This is a genomic window from Micromonospora sp. NPDC051296 (assembly GCF_040682255.1).
GTDB classification, from domain to species: Bacteria; Actinomycetota; Actinomycetes; order Mycobacteriales; family Micromonosporaceae; genus Micromonospora; species Micromonospora craterilacus.
The window spans coordinates 1-21,417 of sequence record NZ_JBFBAO010000081.1 but is presented as its reverse complement, the minus strand read 5'-3'; the positions used below and the strand labels follow the sequence as shown (position 1 = coordinate 21,417).

Genomic DNA, 21,417 nt, shown 5'->3' with positions numbered 1-21,417 from the left:
TTGTCGCCGTCGGCCATGCAACACCGGCATGGCCTCCTCCTCCGCCTTGCCACCCTCGGCCAGGACCCGCCTCGCCTCCACCGCCCTATTGCCGGCCGCCCTTACTGACGGCTCGACCATTCCAGCACGAACACTCATTTATGAACAGAGTCGAACACCGTCGCGGTGCGCGTCGCTGACTACCATCACTGTCATGCGGGCAGCGCGTCGGCGCGGACCCAGGCGGCGAGGGGCGGAAGGGCCTCGCCGCCAGCCGGGCCCGGTGTCCCGAGCCGTCGCCCGGGTGGTGGTCCGGGCGGCCGACGGCGCACTGCGGCTTGTCACCGATCTGCTCGGCGCGGGCCCGGCCGCCGGCCGGGAGCGGATCAGCGAGGCGGAGCTGCGCGACCTGGTTGCCGCGAACACGGTGCTGGACCCGGTCGGTCGTCGCATCATCGACGAGGTGCTGGTGGCCGGGGCCAGCCTGGTCCGCGAGGTGATGATGCCCCGCACCGAAGTGGTCTTCCTCTCCGCCGGGCTGACCATCGCCGAGGCGGAACCACTGGTCCGGGCGCGTCCGCACACCCGCTACCCGGTCGTCGACGGCACCCACGACGACGTGGTCGGCGTCGTGCACCTGCGCGACGTGCTGCTGGGCCCGGATCGCGACCCGGACACCACGGTCGGTCAGCTGAGCCGCGAGGTGAAGCGCCTGCCGGCCAGCAAGCGGGTGCTCGCCGCGCTGACCGAGATGCGGCGGGAGGGGCATCACCTGGCGGTGGTGGTCGACGAGTACGGCGGCACCGCCGGGATCGTCACCTGCGAGGACCTGATCGAGGAACTGGTCGGGGAGATCCACGACGAGTACGCCGACGCGCCCGGGCCCGCGCTCGCCGGGCTTCCGGCCGTGGTGGACGGCCGACTCAACCTCGCCGATTTCGCCGAGCGCACCGGTGTCTCGCTGCCCGGCGGCCCGTACGAGACGGTCGGCGGGTACGTGATGGCCGCGCTGGGGCGGTTGCCCGCGCCGGGCGACGAGATCCCGGTGCTCGCCGAGCCCTTCGGGGCACCGGGTGGCGGTTGGCTGCTGCGGGTGCTGACCCTGGAGGGGCGGCGGGTGGCCCGACTCGCGGTCACCGCCGCCCGCCTGCCCGATCAGCGGCGCGGAGCCGCCGCCGCCGTCGACCGGGCGCGACCTGCCAGCCCGTCATGACGTACGCCGGGTGTTGCTGACAGAATTGCCGGCATGTCCGACGTACCCGCCCGCCCACGCGTCTTCTCCGGCATCCAGCCGACGGCCGACTCGTTCCACCTCGGCAACTACCTCGGCGCGGTACGGCACTGGGTGGCGTTGCAGGAGTCGCACGACGCCTTCTACTGCGTGGTCGATTTGCACGCCATCACCGCCGGGCACGACCCGAAGGTGCTGCGCCAGCGGTCCCGGGTGGCGGCGGCACAGCTGCTCGCGGTCGGGCTGGACCCGGAGCGCTGCACCCTGTTCGTGCAGTCGCAGGTGCCCGAGCACGCTCAGCTGGCCTGGGTACTGGGCTGCATCACGGGGTTCGGCGAGGCCAGCCGGATGACCCAGTTCAAGGACAAGTCGCAGAAGCAGGGCAACGAGCGGGCCAGCGTCGGGCTGTTCACCTACCCGATCCTGCAGGCCGCCGACATCCTGCTCTACCAGGCCAACGCGGTCCCGGTCGGCGAGGACCAGCGCCAGCACCTGGAGCTTTCCCGCGACCTGGCCCAGCGGTTCAATTCGCTGTTCGGGCCGACCTTCACCGTGCCCGCCCCGCACATCGTCAAGGACACCGCGAAGATCACCGACCTGCAGGACCCGACGGCCAAGATGTCCAAGTCGTCCTCGTCGCCGGCCGGCATCGTCGACCTGCTGGACGATCCGGCGCGTTCGGCCAAGAAGATCCGTTCGGCGGTCACCGACACCGGCCGGGAGATCGTCTTCGACGCGGAGACCAAGCCCGGCATCACCAACCTGCTCACCATCTACTCCGCACTGAGCGGGCGCGGCATCGACGACCTGGTCGCCGCGTACGACGGCAAGGGCTACGGCGACCTGAAGAAGGATCTCGCCGAGGTGGTCCGGGAGTTCGTCGCGCCGATCCAGGAGCGCACCCGCTCGTACCTCGACGACCCGGCGCAGCTGGACAAGCTCCTCGCCGCCGGCGCGGAGAAGGCTCGCGCGGTGGCGGCGCCGACGCTGCGGGCCGCGTACGAGCGGGTGGGCTTCTTCCCGCCGGTGCGCGGCGAGTAACCGTCTCGCGAGTGCGGACGGTGGGGCACGAGTCGGTGGTCGAAGGGGTGGCGCGGAGCGTGGATCACGGGAACGGGGCGCCGGCGACCGGCGACACCGTCCAGATCGGCATCGCGGTGGACATCCCCGAGCCGTGGGGCAGCGCGTTGACCCGACGCCGGCTGGCGGCCGGTGACCCGAACACGGTGCCGGCCCACGTCACCCTGCTCGGGCCGACCGAGATTCCGGTGACCGCGCTGTCCCTGGTGGAGCGGCACCTCGCCGGGGTCGCCGCCGCGCACCTGCCGTTCACCCTGCACCTGCGGGGCACCGGCACGTTCCGGCCGGTTACCCAGGTGGTCTTCGTCGCGGTGGCCGCCGGGATCAGCGAGTGCGAGCTGCTGGCCGCCGCGATCAACGCCGCCCCCCAGCTGCACCGGGAGCTGCGCTTTCCCTACCATCCACACGTGACGGTGGCCCAGGACGTCGCGCCGGAGGCACTCGACAAGGCATACGAGGACCTGGCCGACTTCTCCGCGATGTTCGAGGTGGAGTGCTTCACGCTCTTCTCGCACAGCGGGCAGACGCGGTGGCAGCCGCGCCGGGAATTCCGGCTGGGCGGCTGACCCGCCCGACGTCCCGTCCGGTAACGGGCGCGAGGACGAGGGATCGGCGAGGATGACGACGTGAACCTTCTGGGTCGGGTCGAGGCGGGCATCGACCGCCGGCTGGGCGCCGCGCGTCGCCGTTCCCCGGCCTTTGGTCACGTGTGGCGGGCCGGGGCGCTCTACGCGGACCTGCAGGGCGGCCGGCTGGCCGCCGCGATCGCCTACTACGGGTTCTTCGCGGTCTTCGCCCTCGCCCTGGTCGCGTACGCGATCTTCGGTGCGATCTTGGAGGACAACGACGAGGTCAGCGCGGCGGCGGCGGACTTCCTCCGGGAGAACCTGCCGTTCCTCGACCCGGCGCAGGTCGCCGAGAGCAGCGGCACGGTCGGGGTGGTCGGCCTGGTCATCCTGGCCCTGACCGGGATCGGCTGGGTGGACGCCATCCGGTCCTCGCAGCGGCTGATCCACGGCCTCGACCAGCACCCGGGCAATCTGGTCGTACGCCGGCTGGTCGACCTCGGTGTGCTGCTCGTGGTCTTCGTGCTGCTCGGCATCTCGGTGGCGGCGGTGGACACCCTGGAGTCGGTGCTGCGCTTCCTGCTGCGCAGCACCGGCTCGGTCGCGCTGACCACGGTCAGCGCCGTGCTCAGCGTGCTGGTCAACGCGGTGCTCGCCACGCTGTTGCTGGTCGCGGTGCCCCGGCTGCGGATGAGTCGGGCCCGGCTGCGGCCGGTGGTGCTGCTCGTCGCGATCGGCATCACCCTGCTCAACACCGTCGGCCGGTTCTGGGTGGTGCGGGTCGAGCACAATCCGGCGTACACGGTGGTGGCGACCGCTGTGGGCCTGCTGGTCTACCTCTACCTGCTCAACCAGTTGCTGCTCTTCGGCGCGGCGCTGGCCGCGACCAGCCGGCGCGGGCGGGTGGTGGACCTGGCGGGCCGGCGCCAGCCCGCTGACCTGGACGTGGACGTGGACGTGGACACCGGTCCCGGCACCCCGGGCGGGGCCGGTTGAGCGACTGTCGGAACGGAGGGACGAGATGTTGATCTCGGTTGACCCGGATTCGTCGGTGCCGCCGTACGAGCAGGTGCGCGGGCAACTCGCCGAGCAGGTGGGTGACGGCCGGCTGCCGGTCGGCACCCGGCTGCCCACCGTCCGGCGGCTCGCCGCCGAGCTGGACCTGGCCGTGAACACGGTGGCCCGGGCGTACCGGGAGCTGGAGGCGGCCGGGCTGCTGGAGACCCGGGGCCGGCACGGCACGTTCGTGGCACCCGGGCGGGACGACGCGGTGGACCGGTTGCAGCGGTTGGCCGCCGGGTACGCCGAACGCGCGGCCCAGCTCGGGGTGCCGCCGGCGGCGGCACTGGACCTGGTCCGGGCCGCCCTCGACGCCGCTCGCCCCGGCTGACCCGAGCGTCGGCCCGATCCGCCGAACCCGCCCCGACCTCGCCGGGCACCGACGATGATGGGCGCGTGGGGGCACTCGTGACGTTGGACCTGCCGAGCGACTCGCCGATGCTCGATCTGCCGTGGATCATCACCTTCGGCCCGCTCGGCGACGCCGACGAGTGGGAACCGGTGGTCTGCGGCCCGTACGAGCGACCGCACGCGTTGGCGCTGGCCGAGGCGCTGGTCGCCGACGAGCAGCTGATGGCGGTGGTGGAGCCGCTGGTGCCGGCGGTCTCGGTGGAGCAGATCCGCGGTGAGATCGCCGCCGCGCAGCTCGCCGCCCAGGACGAGGCGGTCCGGGTGGACCAGGCCGACCTGTACGGCGATTTCGAGGACATCATCGACGAGGAGGAGTTGGAGGCGGCCGAACGGGAGCGCCGGACCGGCCCGCTGCCGGCGCCGGACGAGGCCGAACTGCGGGCCGGGTTCGCCCGGATCGCGACCCAGCTCACCGCCGGCTGACACCCCGACGGCCACCGGTGCCCGGGGGATCACCCCGGGCACCGGCACCATCGCACCCCCCACCACAAGGGGTCGCCTGCCCCAGCCGCCCGGCGGCGCGCAGCACGCCGGACGACCAGGTCGATGACGGGTTTACCCGTTCAGCGCCGTTCGAACCAGACAGCCGCGTCGACCGGGAGCAGGTGTCCACCGTTCTGCTCGGTGAGCGCCTCGCTGGCGACGAGCGGCTGACCGTACCCGTCGATCAGGACCGGCGCGTCGCCGATGTTGACCACGCAGGTCAGCACGGTGCCGCCGGTGTCGCGGCGGAAGGCGAGCAGGCCGGGGCCGGTCTCCAGCCAGGTGATGCCGTCGGTGCCGGCCAGCGCGGGGTGGGTGTGCCGGATCCGCAGCGCCGCGCGGTACAGCTCCAGGGTGGAGCCGGGTACGCCGGCCTGGGCGGCCACCGAGAGGGCACGCCAGGTGGCCGGGGCCGGCAGCCAGCTCAGTTCGCTGCCGGCCGGGCCGAAGCCGTACGGGGCGAGGTCGCCGCTCCATGGGATAGGTACCCGGCAGCCGTCCCGGCTTTCACCGGTACGCAGGAAGGCCGGGTCCTGGCGCAGCTCGTCGGGCAGGTCGAGCACCTCGGGCAGACCCAGCTCCTCACCCTGGTAGAGGTAGGCGCAGCCGGGCAGCGCGAGCATCAGCAGCGCGGCGGCGCGGGCCCGGCGTAGCCCGACCTCACCGTCGCCGTACCGGGTGACGTGCCGCTGCCGGTCGTGGTTGGAGAGCACCCAGGTGGTCGGGGCACCGACGATGGTCGACTCGGCCAGCGCGGTGTCGATCACCTTGCGGAACGAGTCGGCCGACCAGGTGGCGTCGAGGAAGTCGAAGCTGAACGCCTGGTGCAGCTCGTCCGGGCCGATGTAGCGGGCCAGCCGCTGCGGCGTCTCGGCCCACGCCTCGGCCACCGCCATCCGGCCGCCGGGGTAGCTGTCCAGGATGGGCCGCCAGGCACGGTAGATGTCGTGCACCTCGTCCTGGTCGAAGTACGGCAGCCGGCCCTTGCCGAGCAGTTCGGACTGACGCCGGCCGCTGGTCATCGAGTTGAAGCCGACGTCGGGCAGTCCCTCGGCCTTGATCATGCCGTGGGCCACGTCGATGCGGAACCCGTCGACGCCGCGGTCCAGCCAGAAGCGCAGCACGTCCTCGAACTCGGCGCGCACCTCGGGGTGGCGCCAGTTCAGGTCCGGCTGGGCCGGGTCGAACAGGTGCAGGTACCACTGGCCGTCGGGTACCCGGGTCCAGGCCGGACCGCCGAAGATGCTCTCCCAGTCGTTCGGGGGCTGTTCGCCGTGCTCGCCCTTGCCCTCGGCGAAGAGGTAGCGCGCCCGCTCGGGTGAGCCGGGGGCGGCGGCCAGCGCGGCCTGGAACCAGGGGTGCTGGCTGGAGGTGTGGTTCGGCACGATGTCCACGATGATCCGTACGCCGAGCGCGTGGGCGTCGGTGATCATCGCCTCGAAGTCGCCGAGGGTGCCGAACATCGGGTCGACATCGCGGTAGTCGGCGACGTCGTAGCCGCCGTCGACCATCGGAGAGGTGTAGAAGGGCGTCAGCCAGAGGGCGTCCACACCGAGGTCACGCAGGTAGGGCAGGCGTTCGCGGATGCCCTGCAGGTCACCGATGCCGTCGCCGTTGGAGTCGGCGAAACTGCGGACGTAGACCTGGTAGACGACGGCGGATCGCCACCAGTCGGCGTCGGAGGTCAGCGGCGAAGGGGTGCTGACGGTCATCGGGTGTACCCCGTTCTGTGGCGCGGGACGGCGGCACCCGGCGCAGCAACGGTGGGGACGCGCGGGTGTCTGAGAAGAATGCCGCGCCAGCGCTGCAAGAGTCAAGCATTTCTTGCGCAAGGAGATCGGCTTGCCGCTCCGTCCGCGGCCGGCCTCACGCCGGAACCGGGAGCGCGGGCGGCGTCGGCCGCTGCCGCTTCGGATCGCCCTGGGCGGGCGGGTCCTGCCGGGCCACCGCGGTCGAGCCGCGGACCACCAGCTCGGGCCGGAAGAGGTACTCCGAGTGCGGGGCGCCGTGCCCGTTGATCTCGTCGACCAGGGCCCGGACCGCGGCCACGGCCATCGCGGTCACCGGTTGGCGCATGGTGGTCAGCGGCGGGTCGGTGAAGGCCATCAGCGGGGAGTCGTCGTAGCCGACCACCGAGAGATCTTCCGGAACGGACCGGCCGCGCTGACGGGCGGCCCGGATCGCGCCGAGCGCCATCAGGTCGGAGCCGCAGACGATGCCGGTGGCACCGCGCTCGATCAACCGCCCGGCCGCTGCCTCGCCACCCTCCACACCGAACAGGGAGAGCTCGGTCAGCTCCGCCAGCTCGTCGTCGCCCACCTCGGCCAGCCGCCGCATCGCCGCCTTGTACCCGCTGACCTTGCGCTGCACCGGCACGAACCGGTCCGGCCCGGTGATCAGGCCGATCCGCCGGTGCCCCAGGGCGACCAGGTGGGCCACGGCCAGCTCCGCCGCCTCCCGGTCGTCGCACGAGACGAACGGGGCGGGGATGCCGGGCGCGTACCCGTTGATCATGACGATGGGCAGCGGCCGGGCGATCAGCGTCCGGTACCGGTCGTGGTCGGCGGCGGTGTCGGCGTGCAGGCCGGAGACGAAGACGATGCCGGAGACCTGCCGGTCGAGCAGCATCTCGACGTACTCGTCCTCGCGTACGCCGCCGGGGGTCTGGGTGCACAGCACCGGGGTGAACCCGGTGGGGGCCAGGGCCGACTCGATGATCTGGGCGAAGGCGGGGAAGATCGGGTTGTCCAGCTCCGGCACCACCAGACCGACCAGCCCGGCGCTGCGCTTGCGGAGTCGAGCGGGGCGCTCGTAGCCGAGCACGTCGAGGGCGGTCAGGACGGCCTGCCGGGTCTCGGGTGCCACACCGGGGCGGTCGTTGAGCACCCGCGACACCGTGGCCTCGCTGACGTCGGCCTGCTGAGCGATGTCGGAGAGGCGAGCGCGCATGGCGGCACTGTAGCTCACCGCCAAGTTCTTGCGCAGTAGCCAGCAAGAACTTGCAGAATCGAGCATCGGGAGTCGGGAGCGCGGCCATGCGGCCGACCCCCGCTGGCCTCTGCGCGGACGATGGGTGCGCGTCAGGGCGGCGGAGAGTGATGTCTGGTTGACTTCTTGATCCCGCCATTCCCGGACGAAATGCCTAGATGGCCCTAGGTGCCAATCACTGAAGTTGCGGATGGGGCACGGTTGTTGCAGTGATGTTCGCAAGGGGTTTCGAGCTACGAAAGTTCTTGCTAATGTCCCGCCGACACCCGGCAGGCAATCTAGGAGCGAACATGCGCCGCACAGCCAGGGGGATCGCCGTACTCGCCTCCGCCACCCTCGCCCTCTCCGTCGCCGCCTGCGGCGGCGAGGACAAGGCGGCTGAGGAGCAGCCCAAGGCCGACCCCGCCTCCCTCACCGCCGAACTGACCTGGTGGGACACCTCGGACCCGCAGAACGAGGGCCCGGCCTTCCAGGAGCTGATCGCCAAGTTCAACCAGACCTACCCGAAAGTGAAGATCAACTATCAGTCGGTCCCGTTCGGTGAGGCCCAGAACAAGTTCAAGACCGCCGCGCAGGCCAAGACCGGAGCGCCGGACATCCTGCGGGCCGAGGTGGCCTGGGTGCCCGAGTTCGCCTCGTTGGGCTACCTCTACGCGCTGGACGGCTCCGAGCTGCTGAGCGATGAGTCCGACTTCCTGGAGACCCCACTCGCCTCCAACAAGTACGACGGCAAGACCTACGGCGTCCCGCAGGTCACCGACAGCCTGGCGCTGATGTACAACAAGGAGCTGCTGACCAAGGCCGGCGTGAGCGCGCCGCCGAAGACCTGGGCCGAGCTGAAGACCGTGTCGCAGGCCGTCAAGGAGAAGACCGGTGTCGAGGGCGTGTACCTCAACCCGGCCGGCTACTTCCTGCTGCCCTTCATGTACGGCGAGGGCGGCGACCTGGTCGACACCGGGGCCAAGAAGATCGTCATCAACTCGGAGCAGAACGCGGCCGGCCTCAAGATCGCCAAGGACCTGATCGACAGCGGTGCGGCCGCCAAGCCGTCCGCCAACGACTCCTACGGCACCATGATGACCCTCTTCAAGGAGAAGAAGGTCGCCATGATCATCAACGGCCCGTGGGAGGTCAACAACGTCAAGTCGGCACCGACCTTCGGTGGCCTGGAGAACCTGGGCATCGCCCCGGTGCCGGCCGGCTCGGCCAGGGCCGGTGGCCCGGTCGGCGGCCACAACTACACGATCTGGTCCGGCATGCCGCAGGAGAAGGTCGACGCCGCCGTGGCGTTCGTCAAGTACATGAGCTCGGCCGAGTCGCAGGCCTTCCTCTCCGAGAAGCTCGGCCTGCTGCCGACCCGCAAGTCCGCCTACCAGCTCGACCCGGTCAAGAACAACGCCGTCGTCGCCGCGTTCCAAGCGGTGAACGAGGCCGCCGTGGGTCGCCCGTGGATCCCCGAGGCCGGTCAGTTCTTCGGCCCGCTCGACCAGATGGCCACCGAGGTCCTGATCCAGAACAAGGACCCGAAGGCCGCGCTGGACACCGTCGCCAAGAAGTACAAGGCCGAGGTCGTGCCCGGCTACGGGCTCTGACCCGACCGTCGGCTCCGGCCCCGGCCGGTGACCTTTCGGCACCCAGCAGGGTCGTGTGACCGTCACGGTCGCGCGGCCCTGCCGGGCCTCCCCTCTGGAGCGCTGCTGATGACCACCGTGACAGCCGATCCGGCGCCGCCGTCGACGCCGCCCGGCCGATCCGCTCGTCCGTCCCGGCTGCGCCGCAGCTGGGAGAAACACTGGTACGCCTGGGCGATGGTGCTGCCCGTCGTCATCGTCCTGGCGGTCCTGATCTTCTACCCGCTGTTCCGCGGGATCTGGCTCTCCTTCACCAATCTCAACGAGGCCAACCAGGTTGCCGAGATCTGCACCAAGTCGATCACCGGCAGCGAGATCTGCAAGGACAACCCCAACAAGTGGGAGTTCGTCGGCCTCGACAACTACCTGCGGGTGCTCACCGGCGAAGTCGGCGAGTTCTGGCAGTGGACCGGCGTGACGCTGATCTGGACGTTCGTCTGCGTGGCCTGCCACTTCGGCCTCGGTCTCGGCCTGGCCACCATGCTCAACCGGCCGATGCGGCTTCGGGGGCTGTACCGGGTGCTGCTCGTGCTGCCCTGGGCGGTGCCGGCCTTCGTCAGCGCGTTCGCCTGGAAGTTCATCTTCAACGAGCGCTTCGGCCTGGCCAACGCGGTGCTCTCCGCCCTCGGCATCGACCCGGTCGCCTGGTTCGCCGACCGGTGGACCTCGTTGTTCACCGCCATCGTCACCAACGTCTGGCTCGGCGTGCCGTTCATGATGGTGGCGCTGCTCGGCGGCATGCAGACCATCCCGTCCGAGCTGTACGAGGCGGCCGAGATCGACGGGGCCTCGGCGTGGCAGCGGTTCCGCAACATCACCCTGCCCGGCCTGCGCCCGGTCAGCATGACGGTGATCCTGCTCGGCACCATCTGGACGTTCAACATGTTCCCGATCATCTTCCTGGTGACCGAGGGGCAGCCGGCGGGCCAGAGCGAGATCCTGGTGACCGGTGCCTTCCGGGCGGCCTTCGAGGGCATCCGTAACTACTCGCTGGCCTCCACCTACGGCGTACTGATCCTGTCGATCCTGCTGGTGTTCTCGGTGTTCTACCGACGGGCCCTGCGCAAGCAAGGCGAGGTGTGGTGATGAGTCGGGTGAAGCGGCCTGGCCGTAGCCGGCGCAGCCGGGCCATGTCCTTCCTACTGCACGGCACGCTGATCCTGGCCGCGCTGATCGCGATCGGGCCGATCGCCTGGGTCCTGCTGTCGTCGCTGAAGCCCGGTTACGCGATCCAGAGCAGCGAGCTGACCCTGTTCCGGGACACCACCCTGGCCAACTACAGCTATGTGCTGACCGAGACGAACTTCCCGAGATGGTTTCTCAACTCGGTGATCGTCGCCGCGTTCACCATGGCCATCGGCATCTTCTTCTCGGCCACCACCGGCTACGCGGTGTCCCGGTTCAACTTCCCGGGTCGCCGGCCGCTGATGATGGTCTTCCTGGTCACCCAGATGTTCCCGGTGGCCATCCTGATCGTGCCGATCTACACGATCATGGCTCGGCTTGGGCTGATCAACACGATGCCCGCGCTGATCATCGCGTACCTGACCATCGCGGTGCCGTTCTGCGCCTGGATGTTGAAGGGCTACTTCGACTCCATCCCGACCTCGCTGGACGAGGCGGCGGCGTTGGACGGATGCGGGCCGTTCGCCACCTTCTGGAAGGTGGTGCTGCCGCTGGCCAAGCCGGCCGTGGCGGTCACCGCCTTCTACACCTTCCTCACCGCCTGGGGTGAGGTGGCGTACGCGTCGGCCTTCATCCAGACCGACAACAGGTTCACCCTGGCGTACGGGCTCCAGCAGTTCGTGCCGCAGTTCAACCCGCAGTGGGAGTACCTGACGGCCGCTGCCGTCCTGGTCACCGTTCCGGCCGGCCTGGTCTTCTTCTTCGCCCAGAAGCACCTGGTCTCCGGCCTGACTGCCGGGGGCACCAAGGGCTGACCCGACCGGCAGGAGGACGAGGGTGGGTGCGCGCGGACACCCACCCTCCCGGTCGTGGTCGATGCGCCGGCTGAGCTGCGCCAGCCGGGCGCTACCGCGCGGGCGGCCCAACGGCGGCGGGCACTCAGCCCGAGCGGCCCAGCAGGGCGCGGACGCCGGCGAGGTAGCTGGCGCGATCCGGGCCGCCGGTCAGGATGCGCTGGAGGAACCAGCCCGGCACCAGGCCGAACAGGGCCGCGGCCACGGCCTGCGGGTCGGCGTCGGCGGATATCTCGCCGTCCTGCTGGGCCCGTCGGACCAGCACCTCGAACTGGCGGCGGATCCCGCTGTACGTGGTGGCCGCGAACTCGGCCAGTGCCGGGTCCCGCTGGGCCTCCCCCCACACCTGGATCGCGAGCCGCAGCAGGCCGTCGTCGCCGGTCTGGGTCTCCACGTACGCCAGCGTGCGCTCCAGCGCTTCGGCCAGGGGCAGTGGCGGATCCTGCCGGGCCAGGTCGGCGAGGACCAGCTCGGCGCCGCCGATCGCCTCCTCGGCGATCGCGTTGATCAGTGACGCCTTGCTCGGGAAGTAGCGGTATACCGCGCCGACGGAGAGGCCGGCCTCGGCGATCACGTCCTGCATGGTCGTGCGGTGGAAGCCCTCGCGCAGGAAGCACCGGCGGGCCGCCTCGACGATCTGACGGCGACGGGCGGCGAGGTGTTCGTCCGAGACGCGTGGCACGGGCTACATCGTAGAACGAGCGTTCGTTCTTGACATGGATCCTCAACGGGGAGGAGCCTGAGAGAGAAAAAGAACGAGCATTCGTTTTTAGGAGAAGCGATGCCCACCCGGACCCGGTCACCCCTGCTGCTCGCTGTCCTGGTCGCCGCCCTGGCGGTGGTCGGTCAGGCCCTGCTCGTACCCCTGTTCGCGGCACCGGCGGTGAACCTGGCCCCGCGCGACCTGCCGGTCGCCGTCGCCGGCCCCCCGCCCGCCGCCGGCGAGCTGGCCGGCCGGCTCGCCGCCGCCCGGCCCGGGGCCTTCGCGGTGACCACGCTGCCCGACGTGGCGGCGGCCGACCGCGCGCTGCGCGACCGGGAGGTGTACGGCGCCTTCGTGCTCGGCCCGGACGGCATTGCCCTGCACACCGCCCCGGCGGCCAGTCCCACGGTCGCCGCCCTGCTCACCGAGGCAGCCGGCCAGCTCTCCGCCGGGCGGTCGGTCACCGTGGTCGAGGTGGTGCCGGCGCCCCCCGACGACCCCCGGGGGGCCGGGTTCGCCGCCGGCTTCCTCCCGCTGGCGATGACCAGCCTGCTCGCCGGCGCCCTGCTGGTCCTGCTGGTCGCCGGTCGGGTGGCCCGGCTGGTCGGGCTGGTTGCCACCGGCGTGCTCGCCGGCCTGGTCGGCGTCGCGGTGCTGCACGGCTGGCTGGGGGTCGTCAATGGGAGCTGGGCCGCCGAGGCCGCCGCGATCGGGCTGTTCGCGCTGGCCGCCTCGGCCACCGTCACCGGCCTCGGCGCACTGCTCGGCCGGCCGGGCATCGGGCTGGGTGCGCTGCTGGTGTTCCTGGTCGGCAATCCGCTCTCCGCGGTCGGTGCCGCGCCGGAGCTGCTGCCGCAGCCGTGGGGCGCGCTCGGCCAGTGGCTACCCGTCGGCGCCGGGGGCACCCTGTTGCGCTCGGTCGCGTTCTTCGACGGCGCTGGCGCCGGTCGGCCCCTCGCCGTGCTGGCCGGGTACGCCGTGGTCGGCCTGGCCCTGGTGCTGGTCGGGTCCCGGGCTCAGCGCGCCGATCGGCCAGGTGCCACTACTACAAACCGTCGTTGATAGGGCAGGATGGGGCGCGTGGAAGCACTTCGACTCATCCTCCTCTACGCCCACCTGATCGGGTTCGCGCTGCTGCTCGGCGGCGCGATCGCCCAATACCTCACTGGCAAGATCCGGATCAACCCCGCGATGCTCTGGGGCTCGGTGATCCAACTGGTGACCGGCATCGGCCTGAGCGCGCCGCTGCGCGACGGCGACGAACCGGCGCCGGCGAAGCTTGTTACGAAGCTCGTCCTCGCCCTGCTCATCTTCGTAATGGTCTTCTTCTCCCGGAAGCGGGCCGAGGTCAACCGGGGTCACTTCCTCGCGATCGTGGGATTGACCCTGCTCAACGCGGCCGTGGCGGTCTTCTGGCGGTGACCGCCGGGCCGGCCGCCGGACCGGGAAAAGGACTTTCCCGACACTCGTCCGCCCACCTGCCAACACTGTGAGTGATCTGCCCCACCCCAGCATTACGTAGGGGTAACAGGCCTCCAACAGTCCTGCACGATTGTCGTTCGGCAGGTGGGCGCGGGCGTACGCTCTGCGTCCGTAACGTGGGACGCCGGCGGCAAGGCGCAGGCCGGTTCAAGGGCTGCCACCGCGACTGACGCGGTGTGCAATGGGAAGGGAGACGTCTTGCGCTCGGTGCGTGGGATGCGTATCGCCTCGGTCGTCGCGGCGGGTGGGCTCGTACTGAGCGCCGCCGCGTGTGGCGAGGCCCCGGAGAGCAACAACGCCGGCTCCGGCGGCGAGAAGTACACCGCCTGTATGGTCACCGACGTCGGCGGCATCGACGACAAGTCGTTCAACACCTCGGCCTGGAAGGGCCTGCAGGACGCCAAGGCCGAGAACGACAACATCGACATCAAGTACGTCGCCTCGAAGGCCCAGGCGGACTACGAGCCGAACCTCACCCAGTACGTCAACCAGAAGTGCGACTTCATCCTGGCCGTCGGTGGCCTGATGGGTGACGCCACCAAGAAGATCGCCGAGGCGAACCCGGACCAGCAGTTCGGCATCGTCGACGCCAAGCCGGGCGTGGCCAACGTCTACCCGATGCAGTTCGACACCGCCCAGGCCGGCTTCCTGGCCGGCTACGTCGCCGCCGGCATGAGCCAGAGCGGCAAGGTGGGCACCTACGGCGGCATGAAGATCCCGCCGGTGACCATCTTCATGGACGGCTTCGTCGACGGCGTCGCGCAGTACAACCAGGCCAAGGGCAAGAACGTCCAGGCCCTCGGGTGGAACAAGGCGACCCAGAACGGCTCCTTCACCAACTCGTTCGAGAAGCAGGACGAGGGCAAGAAGGTCAGCGACGCGCTGGTCGCCCAGGGCGCGGACATCATCATGCCGGTCGCCGGCGGCGCCGGCCTCGGCACCACCGGTGCGGCCAAGACCTCCGGCGGCAAGTACAACACCATCTGGGTGGACGTCGACGGCTGCGAGAGCACCCCGGACTGCCCGGCGATCATCACCACGGTGGTGAAGAACATCCCGGGTGCGGTCAAGGAGGCCGTGCTCAAGGCCGCCGGTGGCGAGAAGCTGGCGGCCGACCCGGGCTTCGTCGGCACCCTGGCCAACGACGGCGTCTCGATCGCCCCGTACCACGACTTCGACAGCAAGGTTCCCGCCGAGCTGAAGGCCGAGGTCGACAAGCTCAAGGCGGACATCGCCGCGGGCACCATCAAGGTCGAGTCGGCGGCCCAGCCGAAGTGACCCTTCGCCGGTCGCCCCCGGTGAGACGATCACCAGGGGCGGCCGGCGAACCATGCCACACCATGATCCGGCCGCTCTGGCGCGGGGGAGACCCGTCGCGCCGGAGCGGCCGGTCCGCTCCACCGGTCCGGCCGACGCCGCGATCTACCCCCAGCAGCTACGCTGCACCATCGCTTCGCACTCCAGGAGGTTGCGCTGAGACTCGAACTGCGCGGCATCACCAAACGGTTCGGTGATCTGGTCGCCAACGACCACATCGACCTGACGGTGGAGCCTGGAGAGATCCACGCCCTGCTCGGCGAGAACGGCGCGGGCAAGTCGACCCTGATGAACGTGCTGTACGGGCTCTACCAGCCCGACGAGGGCGAGATCCTGGTCGACGGGAAGCCGCTGAAGTTGCGCGGCCCGTCCGACGCGATCGCGGCCGGCATCGGCATGGTGCACCAGCACTTCATGCTCGTCCCGGTCTTCACCGTCACCGAGAACATCATGCTCGGCGCTGAGCAGGTCCGGGGCGGCATCGCCGGATTCCTGGACCGGCGCCGGGCCCGGCGCGAGGTCGCCGAGGTCTCCGAGCGGTACAACCTGCGGGTCGACCCGGACGCGGTGATCGAGGACCTGCCGGTCGGCGTCCAGCAGCGGGTCGAGATCGTCAAGGCGCTCACCCGCGACGTCGACCTGCTCATCCTGGACGAGCCCACGGCGGTGCTCACCCCGCAGGAGACCGAGGAACTGCTCGCCGTGATGCGGTCGCTCAAGGCCGCCGGCAAGTCGATCGTCTTCATCACCCACAAGCTCGGCGAGGTCAAGGCGATCGCCGACCGGATCACCGTGATCCGGCGCGGCAAGACCGTGGGTACGGCGTCGCCGGACGCCAGCCGCGACGAACTGGCCGCGCTGATGGTCGGCCGGACCGTCCGGCTCACCGTGGAGAAGCCCCCGGCCACCCCGGGCGAGCCGGTCCTGGAGGTCGCCGGCCTGGTCGTCGACGACGACCGGCAGGTCCGCGCGGTGGACGGCGTCGACCTGACGGTACGCGCGGGCGAGGTGCTCGGCGTCGCGGGCGTGCAGGGCAACGGCCAGACCGAACTGATCGAGGCGATCATGGGGTTGCGGCCGCTGCTGGCCGGCACGGTAACCCTCGACGGCCAGCGGGTCGACGGCTGGTCGACCAAGAAGGTGCTCCGGGCGGGCGTCGGCTACGTGCCGGAGGACCGCAGCGTCGACGGCGTGGTCAAGGAGTTCAGCGTCGCGGAGAACCTGGTGCTGGACATCTACGATCAGCCGCCGTTCGGTCGGGGCCTGTCGCTGAAACCGGACGCGATCGCCAAGTCGGCGCAGGAGCGGATCGAGCAGTTCGACGTACGCACCTCGTCGGCACAGGCGCCGGTCGGCACCCTCTCCGGCGGTAACCAGCAGAAGGTGATCGTGGCCCGGGAGCTGTCCCGGCCACTGAAGCTGTTCATCGCCGCCCAGCCCACCCGGGGCGTGGACGTCGGCTCGATCGAGTTCATCCACAGCCGGGTCATCCGCGAGCGTGACATCGGCACCGCTGTGCTGGTGGTCTCCAGCGAACTCGACGAGGTGATCGGGCTGGCCGACCGGATCGCGGTGATGTACCGCGGGCGGATCATCGGCGTCGTCGGCCCGGACACTCCGCGCGAGGAGATCGGCCTGTTGATGGCCGGCATCACCCCGGACGCGACGGCCGGCAACTCGGCCGTCGAGGGCGGGGACGCGGCGACCACCGACCGGGACACGGCGGCCACCGCCGACGCCGACGCCGTGTCCGGCGGCGGCACCGCGGCGACCACCGATCGCGACGTCCCGGCCACCACCGACGGCGTGGCGCCGGCCCCCGAGGGTCCAGGTAGCGAGGACAAGGAAGCATGACCAACCCGAATCCCCAGCCGGGCTCCCCGGACAAGGAGCCGGCGAGCGAGGAGCAGGCTGCCCAGAACGCGCTCGGCAACACCGAGCGCGCGGAGGCGGCCACCACGCCCACCGCCCCGCAGGAGCGTCCCACCCTGGGGCGGCTCTTCCTGGAGAACCTGTGGGCCGCCAACACGTTCACGGTGACCCTGCTGTCGTTGGTGCTGGCGATGGTGGTCGGCGCCATCCTGATGATCATCTCCGATCCGGACGTGCTGGGCACCTACGCCTACTTCACCGCCCGACCGGCGGACGCGATCAACGCCAGCTGGACGCTGGTCAGCGAGGCGTACGCCAACCTGTTCAAGGGCGCCGTCTTCGACCCGGCTGCGGCCAACCTCAACACGGCGCTGAGCCCGATCTCGGAGACGCTCACCTACACCGCGCCGCTGGTCTTCACCGGCCTGTCGGTGGCGCTGGCCTTCCGCGGCGGCCTGTTCAACATCGGCGCTCAGGGCCAGGCCACCATGGGCGTCATCCTGGCCGCGCTCGCCGGTTTCCTGCTGCCGCTGCCGCCGGGGCTGCACCTGCTGGTCGCAGTGCTGGCCGGCGCGGTCGGCGGGGCCATCTGGGGCTTCATCCCGGGCATCCTCAAGGCGCGCACCGGCGCGCACGAGGTGATCAACACGATCATGCTCAACTACATCGCGGTCTACTTCCTGACCTGGCTGATCGTCCAGAACGGGGTGCAGGACCCGAACCGCACCGACGCGATCAGCCGGCCGGTGGACGCCTCCGCGCAGCTGCCCCGCCTGTTCGGCGACAACCTGCGGGCGCACGGCGGCATCCTGCTGGCCGTGCTGGCCACCTGGGCGGTCGCCTGGCTGCTCAACCGTTCCACGCTCGGCTTCGAGCTGCGTGCGGTGGGTGCCAACCCGGACGCCGCCCGGACCGCCGGCATCAGCGTCACCCGGACGTACGTCCTGATCATGGTCTTCGCCGGGGTGCTGGCCGGGCTCGGCGGTTCGCAGATGGTGCTGGGCACCACCGCCGCCGCACTGACCCCGCTGGTGGTCGCCCAGATCGGCTTCGACGGCATCCTGGTCGCCCTGCTCGGCCGGGTGAAACCGTGGGGCGTGGCGCTGGCCGCGCTGCTGTTCGGCGCGTTGCAGGCCGGCGGCAACCGGATGCAGTCGTACTCGGGGATCTCGCTGGAGCTGGTCACCGTGCTCCAGGCGCTGATCGTCATCTTCATCGCCGCGCCGGCCCTGGTGAAGGCGATCTTCCAGCTCCGGGCCGCGCGGGCCGCTCGGCTGCAGACGAGCCTCGCGAAGGGCTGGTGAGGCATGTCCACCATGGCTGTTCCCGACGTCGAGGTCGCACCGGTCGACGAGGGCTTCTGGACCCGGACCCGCAAGGTGGGGCTGGTGCTGCTGGCGCTCGGCCTGCTGGCCACGGTGCTGTTCGGCGCGCTCGCCACCGGCGAGCAGGCCCGCTTCACGCTCAGCGAGGACGCCGCCGGCGCCGCGCTGGAGATCAACGGCACGGTCGGGGCGATCCTCTTCGGCCTGATCACTCTCGCCGCCGGTGCCGCGATGCTGGCCGGCCTGCCGAAGCGCTGGTTCATCCCGGTGCTCGCCGCCGGTCTGGTCGCCTTCGTGCTGTCGTTCCTGTGCTGGCAGGTCTCCGCCGCCCCGACCGGGCAGAACTTCATGCCGCTGGTCAACATCGTGCGGGGCACCTTCCTGCTCGCCCTGCCGCTGATCTTCGGCTCGCTGGCCGGCGTGCTCTGTGAACGCTCCGGCGTGGTCAACGTGGCCATCGAGGGCCAGCTGCTGATGGGCGCGTTCAGTGGTGCGCTGTTCGGCAGCATCTCCGGCAGCGTCTGGGTGGGTCTGGTCGCCGCCGCGATCGGCGGGTCGTTCATCTCGCTGCTGCTGGCCGTGTTCTCCATCCGCTACCTGGTCGACCAGGTGGTCATGGGCATCGTCCTCAACCTGCTGGCGGTCGGCATCACCGGCTTCCTCTACGAGCGACTGATGCAGACCGACGCCGCGCGCTACAACAGCGCCCCGCGCTTCAGCAACTGGGAGATCCCGCTGCTGTCGGACATCCCGGTGCTGGGCCCGGCGCTGTTCCAGGGCAACATCTTCCTCTACCTCGCCCTGCTGCTGGTGCTCGTGATCCACATCGCGTTGTTCCGTACCCGGTGGGGTCTGCGGACCCGCTCGGTCGGCGAGCACCCGACGGCGGCGGACACCCTCGGCGTGAAGGTGCTCGGGCTGCGCTACCGCAACGTGCTGCTGGCCGGCGCGGTCGCCGGCATCGGTGGCGCGTCGTACACGCTGGCGCTCTTCTCGTTCACCAAGAACATGATCGGCGGTAAGGGCTTCATCGCCCTGGCCGCACTGATCTTCGGCCGGTGGAGCCCGACCGGAGCACTGCTCGCCGCGCTCTTCTTCGGCTTCGCCGACCAACTGGCCACCTACCTGGGCGCGATCAACAGCATCATCCCCGGCCAGTTCCTGGCCATGCTGCCGTACCTGGCGACGATCCTGGCCGTGGCCGGGCTGGTCGGTCGGGTGCGGGCGCCGGCCGCCGACGGCAAGCCGTACATCAAGGGCTGACCATCGGGCATCGGGTCAGCACACCTGCGCTCGATGCCCTTCGCGGATCCCGTGTCGGGCCGGTGACGTCACCACGTCCGGCCCGGCGCGGGACCCGTCCGTACGGGTAACCCTCACGTGACTCCGCGCCGTCTTGCTGAACGCAACAATCCGTAGCCGTCGTCCTGCCCTCGGGTCGCCGGACTTCGGCGTGAACGCTACGGCGCGAAACGCCCATACCTGCATTCGTCGCTGCGAATGCCCTCCGGCGATAACCCTCCCGGCTACTGGTTGTGACCGCCGGTCTCCTCAGTCCTGTTGGTTACAGGTTGCGGTCTTGACGGGCCGTCGGCGCGCGCGCAGGATGGAGCGAGGCATCACTCACGGGGGAGTGCATGGATTTCAAAATTTTAGGGCCAGTGGCTGTGCGTTCGGATGGCAGATTCTGCTCGGTTTCCGCACATCGTCAACGAAAAATACTGGCGGCTATGTTGGTCGATCCTAACCGCCCTGTTTCTACTCCACGACTCGTGGAGGTTATTTGGGGAGAAGGCCCACCACAAACCGCCGTTCAGCAGGTGCAGAATTGCGTCGGAACGCTTCGCAAACTTCTGTCCAGTATGGCGGTCAAGGCGGATGTGGACCGAATCTCCTCAAGCTACTGCCTGACGCTGTCCATTGAACAAATCGACGCGATGCAGTTCAGGCAATTGTGCGCGGACGTCCAATCACGCGCCGGGAGAGGGGATTTGGAAGGGGCATCGCGAACGGCGCGGCGGGCACTCGATCTCTGGTCGGGGGAGGCCCTGGAGGACGTCCGATCGGACGCTCTAGCACCCGCGGCGACAAGCCTTGAGGAAATGCGGGTCGGGCTGATTGAGAAATACGGTCAGATCGAGCTCGCCCGCGGCAACAACGCAGGCGTGGTGGTGGAGTTCTCCGGGTGGGTCACCCGGTATCCGTACCATGAGAGTCTGCACGGCTATCTCGCGCTCGCGATGCACCACATGGGCCGGACCGCAGAGGGGCTGCAGGTCTTGCAGAGCCTACGGTCGCGGCTTCGGATGGAGCTCGGCATCGAGACCGGCGCGTTCGTGGAGAAGGTGCATCGCGGACTGCTCGACTCCCATCAGGCCGTTGTCCCACATGAAGGCGGCCTGACGGTCGGCGCGGACGTGCTGCAGTTGGTGCGCTCCGCGCTTGACCAGTTGGCGATCGTCGCAGAGCTGCTTTCGTCATCGGGCGATTGTCGGAGCATCGGCAGTTCTCCGCCGGCACACACGTCCCGCATCGAGCGGCGGTCGACGAACTTCCGACCAGGTGGAGCGGGCGCGGTGCTTCCGTGGTCGGGTCGCCGCGGTTCGCCCGATTGCTACTCCGACATCGTCGTGGCGGGCGAGGGCACCTTGGTGGGCAGTTGATGGGCCGGTGATGGCCCGACACCCTAGCGTTCCCGGCATCACCTCAAACCACACACGGGGGAGCGATGTCGAAGCGTTCGATCAAGCGGAAAGTCACCAGCGGAATGCTCGCGCTGGGCGCTTTCGTCGGCCTCACCGCCGGCCTGGTGGTCCCGGCGACGCCGGCGTCCGCCGCCTGTAGCACGGTAGTCCAGGCCCAGTACGTGACGCTCAATGGTTCGATCACCAAGGCTTGGAAGCTGGCCCAGAGCAGCACCTGCAACACCCAGCGGTGGGGGCAGATCGTCATCGACTATGTGTCGTCGCCCTTCGATACGCCGATGGTGGTCAGGATCGAGCGGCAGATCAAGTCCCCGTACGGCTACGCCGAGGATACGGCCAGCCGCAGGACCGTGATGTCGGGCCAGGGGGTGACGGGTACCTGGAACACTGGCAAGATCACGAACTCCTCGGGCGACGCTGACAAGCACCGGATCTGTTACGGCTACGCAACGGGAAGTCCGGGTGCCTGGAAGTACCCATCGAGTTGGAACACGTGCACCAGCTGGGTGTACTGACCTGAGATTCCGCATCACCAGTGGTGGCTGACCGGGGGTTTCCAGGTCAGCCCCCACTGTCGTTAAAGACGCCCCGTCTGATATGGTAATC

At 69.9% G+C, this 21,417-nt stretch carries 20 protein-coding genes; 17 read left to right on the top strand and 3 right to left on the bottom strand.

Features of this window, described 5'->3' with window-relative positions; genetic code table 11:
• Nucleotides 1-193: 193 nt before the first annotated feature.
• The 6 genes from AB0M52_RS11895 (at nucleotide 194) to AB0M52_RS11870 (ending at nucleotide 4,749) form a co-directional block, all read left to right on the top strand.
• Nucleotides 194-1,192, top strand: coding sequence for a hemolysin family protein (locus AB0M52_RS11895; protein WP_363952271.1), 999 nt, complete (start codon nucleotides 194-196; stop codon nucleotides 1,190-1,192).
• Between the two features lie 33 nt (nucleotides 1,193-1,225).
• On the top strand, nucleotides 1,226-2,251 hold the full coding sequence (gene trpS / locus AB0M52_RS11890) for a tryptophan--tRNA ligase (protein ID WP_363952268.1): 1,026 nt from the start codon (nucleotides 1,226-1,228) through the stop codon (nucleotides 2,249-2,251).
• A 59-nt stretch (nucleotides 2,252-2,310) separates the two neighbouring features.
• Entirely contained in the window at nucleotides 2,311-2,856 is a 546-nt protein-coding gene (locus AB0M52_RS11885) for a 2'-5' RNA ligase family protein (protein WP_363952266.1), read from the top strand.
• 60 nt (nucleotides 2,857-2,916) lie between these two features.
• Nucleotides 2,917-3,852, top strand: a complete 936-nt coding sequence (locus AB0M52_RS11880; protein WP_363952263.1) for a YhjD/YihY/BrkB family envelope integrity protein — start codon at nucleotides 2,917-2,919, stop codon at nucleotides 3,850-3,852.
• Nucleotides 3,853-3,877: 25 nt separating this feature from the next.
• Nucleotides 3,878-4,246, top strand: a complete 369-nt coding sequence (locus AB0M52_RS11875; RefSeq protein WP_363952260.1) for a GntR family transcriptional regulator — start codon at nucleotides 3,878-3,880, stop codon at nucleotides 4,244-4,246.
• A gap of 65 nt (nucleotides 4,247-4,311) precedes the next feature.
• Entirely contained in the window at nucleotides 4,312-4,749 is a 438-nt protein-coding gene (locus AB0M52_RS11870) for a hypothetical protein (protein WP_363952257.1), read from the top strand.
• A gap of 140 nt (nucleotides 4,750-4,889) precedes the next feature.
• Here the strand turns inward: AB0M52_RS11870 and AB0M52_RS11865 are convergent, their stop codons facing one another.
• On the bottom strand, nucleotides 4,890-6,521 hold the full coding sequence (locus AB0M52_RS11865; RefSeq protein WP_363952254.1) for a glycoside hydrolase family 13 protein: 1,632 nt from the start codon (nucleotides 6,519-6,521) through the stop codon (nucleotides 4,890-4,892).
• Between the two features lie 154 nt (nucleotides 6,522-6,675).
• On the bottom strand, nucleotides 6,676-7,758 hold the full coding sequence (locus AB0M52_RS11860; protein ID WP_363952251.1) for a LacI family DNA-binding transcriptional regulator: 1,083 nt from the start codon (nucleotides 7,756-7,758) through the stop codon (nucleotides 6,676-6,678).
• Between the two features lie 329 nt (nucleotides 7,759-8,087).
• Between AB0M52_RS11860 and AB0M52_RS11855 the strand changes: the two genes are divergently transcribed.
• From AB0M52_RS11855 to AB0M52_RS11845, 3 genes are all read left to right on the top strand, one after another.
• A complete protein-coding gene (locus tag AB0M52_RS11855) occupies nucleotides 8,088-9,389 on the top strand; it encodes an extracellular solute-binding protein (RefSeq protein ID WP_363952247.1) in 1,302 nt (433 codons plus the stop codon).
• A gap of 108 nt (nucleotides 9,390-9,497) precedes the next feature.
• Nucleotides 9,498-10,514 (top strand): sugar ABC transporter permease, encoded by a 1,017-nt coding sequence (locus tag AB0M52_RS11850; protein ID WP_363952244.1) that lies wholly within the window; start codon nucleotides 9,498-9,500, stop codon nucleotides 10,512-10,514.
• Complete coding sequence (locus AB0M52_RS11845; protein ID WP_363952241.1) at nucleotides 10,514-11,368, top strand: sugar ABC transporter permease; 855 nt, start codon at nucleotides 10,514-10,516, stop codon at nucleotides 11,366-11,368. Before AB0M52_RS11850 ends, AB0M52_RS11845 begins: the two co-directional genes overlap by 1 nt.
• A gap of 124 nt (nucleotides 11,369-11,492) precedes the next feature.
• Here AB0M52_RS11845 and AB0M52_RS11840 read toward each other — a convergent pair whose 3' ends face one another.
• Nucleotides 11,493-12,089, bottom strand: coding sequence for a TetR/AcrR family transcriptional regulator (locus AB0M52_RS11840; protein WP_363952239.1), 597 nt, complete (start codon nucleotides 12,087-12,089; stop codon nucleotides 11,493-11,495).
• 99 nt (nucleotides 12,090-12,188) lie between these two features.
• On the opposite strand from AB0M52_RS11840, the gene AB0M52_RS11835 reads away from it, so the two are divergent.
• The 8 genes from AB0M52_RS11835 (at nucleotide 12,189) to AB0M52_RS11800 (ending at nucleotide 21,326) form a co-directional block, all read left to right on the top strand.
• Nucleotides 12,189-13,172, top strand: coding sequence for a hypothetical protein (locus AB0M52_RS11835; RefSeq protein WP_363952236.1), 984 nt, complete (start codon nucleotides 12,189-12,191; stop codon nucleotides 13,170-13,172).
• 18 nt (nucleotides 13,173-13,190) lie between these two features.
• Nucleotides 13,191-13,532: a hypothetical protein gene (locus tag AB0M52_RS11830; protein ID WP_363952233.1), complete on the top strand. Its 342-nt coding sequence runs from the start codon at nucleotides 13,191-13,193 to the stop codon at nucleotides 13,530-13,532.
• Nucleotides 13,533-13,808: 276 nt separating this feature from the next.
• Entirely contained in the window at nucleotides 13,809-14,870 is a 1,062-nt protein-coding gene (locus AB0M52_RS11825) for a BMP family ABC transporter substrate-binding protein (RefSeq protein WP_363952230.1), read from the top strand.
• 162 nt (nucleotides 14,871-15,032) lie between these two features.
• Nucleotides 15,033-16,763, top strand: coding sequence for an ABC transporter ATP-binding protein (locus AB0M52_RS11820; protein WP_363952274.1), 1,731 nt, complete (start codon nucleotides 15,033-15,035; stop codon nucleotides 16,761-16,763).
• On the top strand, nucleotides 16,760-18,085 hold the full coding sequence (locus AB0M52_RS11815) for an ABC transporter permease (RefSeq protein ID WP_363952227.1): 1,326 nt from the start codon (nucleotides 16,760-16,762) through the stop codon (nucleotides 18,083-18,085). The genes AB0M52_RS11820 and AB0M52_RS11815 overlap by 4 nt, the downstream gene beginning before the upstream one ends.
• A gap of 3 nt (nucleotides 18,086-18,088) precedes the next feature.
• Nucleotides 18,089-19,369 (top strand): ABC transporter permease, encoded by a 1,281-nt coding sequence (locus tag AB0M52_RS11810; protein ID WP_363952224.1) that lies wholly within the window; start codon nucleotides 18,089-18,091, stop codon nucleotides 19,367-19,369.
• A 599-nt stretch (nucleotides 19,370-19,968) separates the two neighbouring features.
• Nucleotides 19,969-20,769 (top strand): AfsR/SARP family transcriptional regulator, encoded by an 801-nt coding sequence (locus AB0M52_RS11805; protein WP_363952221.1) that lies wholly within the window; start codon nucleotides 19,969-19,971, stop codon nucleotides 20,767-20,769.
• A gap of 65 nt (nucleotides 20,770-20,834) precedes the next feature.
• Complete coding sequence (locus tag AB0M52_RS11800) at nucleotides 20,835-21,326, top strand: hypothetical protein (RefSeq protein WP_363952219.1); 492 nt, start codon at nucleotides 20,835-20,837, stop codon at nucleotides 21,324-21,326.
• Nucleotides 21,327-21,417: the final 91 nt, after the last annotated feature.

Coding starts and splice junctions, on each gene's coding strand:
- AB0M52_RS11845 (WP_363952241.1), top strand. CDS start 10,514: ATGAGTCGGGTGAAGCGGCCTGGCCGTAGCCGGCGCAGCCGGGCCATG.
- AB0M52_RS11825 (WP_363952230.1), top strand. CDS start 13,809: ATGCGTATCGCCTCGGTCGTCGCGGCGGGTGGGCTCGTACTGAGCGCC.
- AB0M52_RS11860 (WP_363952251.1), bottom strand. CDS start 7,758: ATGCGCGCTCGCCTCTCCGACATCGCTCAGCAGGCCGACGTCAGCGAG.
- AB0M52_RS11835 (WP_363952236.1), top strand. CDS start 12,189: ATGCCCACCCGGACCCGGTCACCCCTGCTGCTCGCTGTCCTGGTCGCC.
- AB0M52_RS11850 (WP_363952244.1), top strand. CDS start 9,498: ATGACCACCGTGACAGCCGATCCGGCGCCGCCGTCGACGCCGCCCGGC.
- AB0M52_RS11800 (WP_363952219.1), top strand. CDS start 20,835: ATGTCGAAGCGTTCGATCAAGCGGAAAGTCACCAGCGGAATGCTCGCG.
- AB0M52_RS11895 (WP_363952271.1), top strand. CDS start 194: ATGCGGGCAGCGCGTCGGCGCGGACCCAGGCGGCGAGGGGCGGAAGGG.
- AB0M52_RS11875 (WP_363952260.1), top strand. CDS start 3,878: ATGTTGATCTCGGTTGACCCGGATTCGTCGGTGCCGCCGTACGAGCAG.
- AB0M52_RS11855 (WP_363952247.1), top strand. CDS start 8,088: ATGCGCCGCACAGCCAGGGGGATCGCCGTACTCGCCTCCGCCACCCTC.
- AB0M52_RS11805 (WP_363952221.1), top strand. CDS start 19,969: ATGGCGGTCAAGGCGGATGTGGACCGAATCTCCTCAAGCTACTGCCTG.
- AB0M52_RS11810 (WP_363952224.1), top strand. CDS start 18,089: ATGTCCACCATGGCTGTTCCCGACGTCGAGGTCGCACCGGTCGACGAG.
- AB0M52_RS11815 (WP_363952227.1), top strand. CDS start 16,760: ATGACCAACCCGAATCCCCAGCCGGGCTCCCCGGACAAGGAGCCGGCG.
- trpS (WP_363952268.1), top strand. CDS start 1,226: ATGTCCGACGTACCCGCCCGCCCACGCGTCTTCTCCGGCATCCAGCCG.
- AB0M52_RS11865 (WP_363952254.1), bottom strand. CDS start 6,521: ATGACCGTCAGCACCCCTTCGCCGCTGACCTCCGACGCCGACTGGTGG.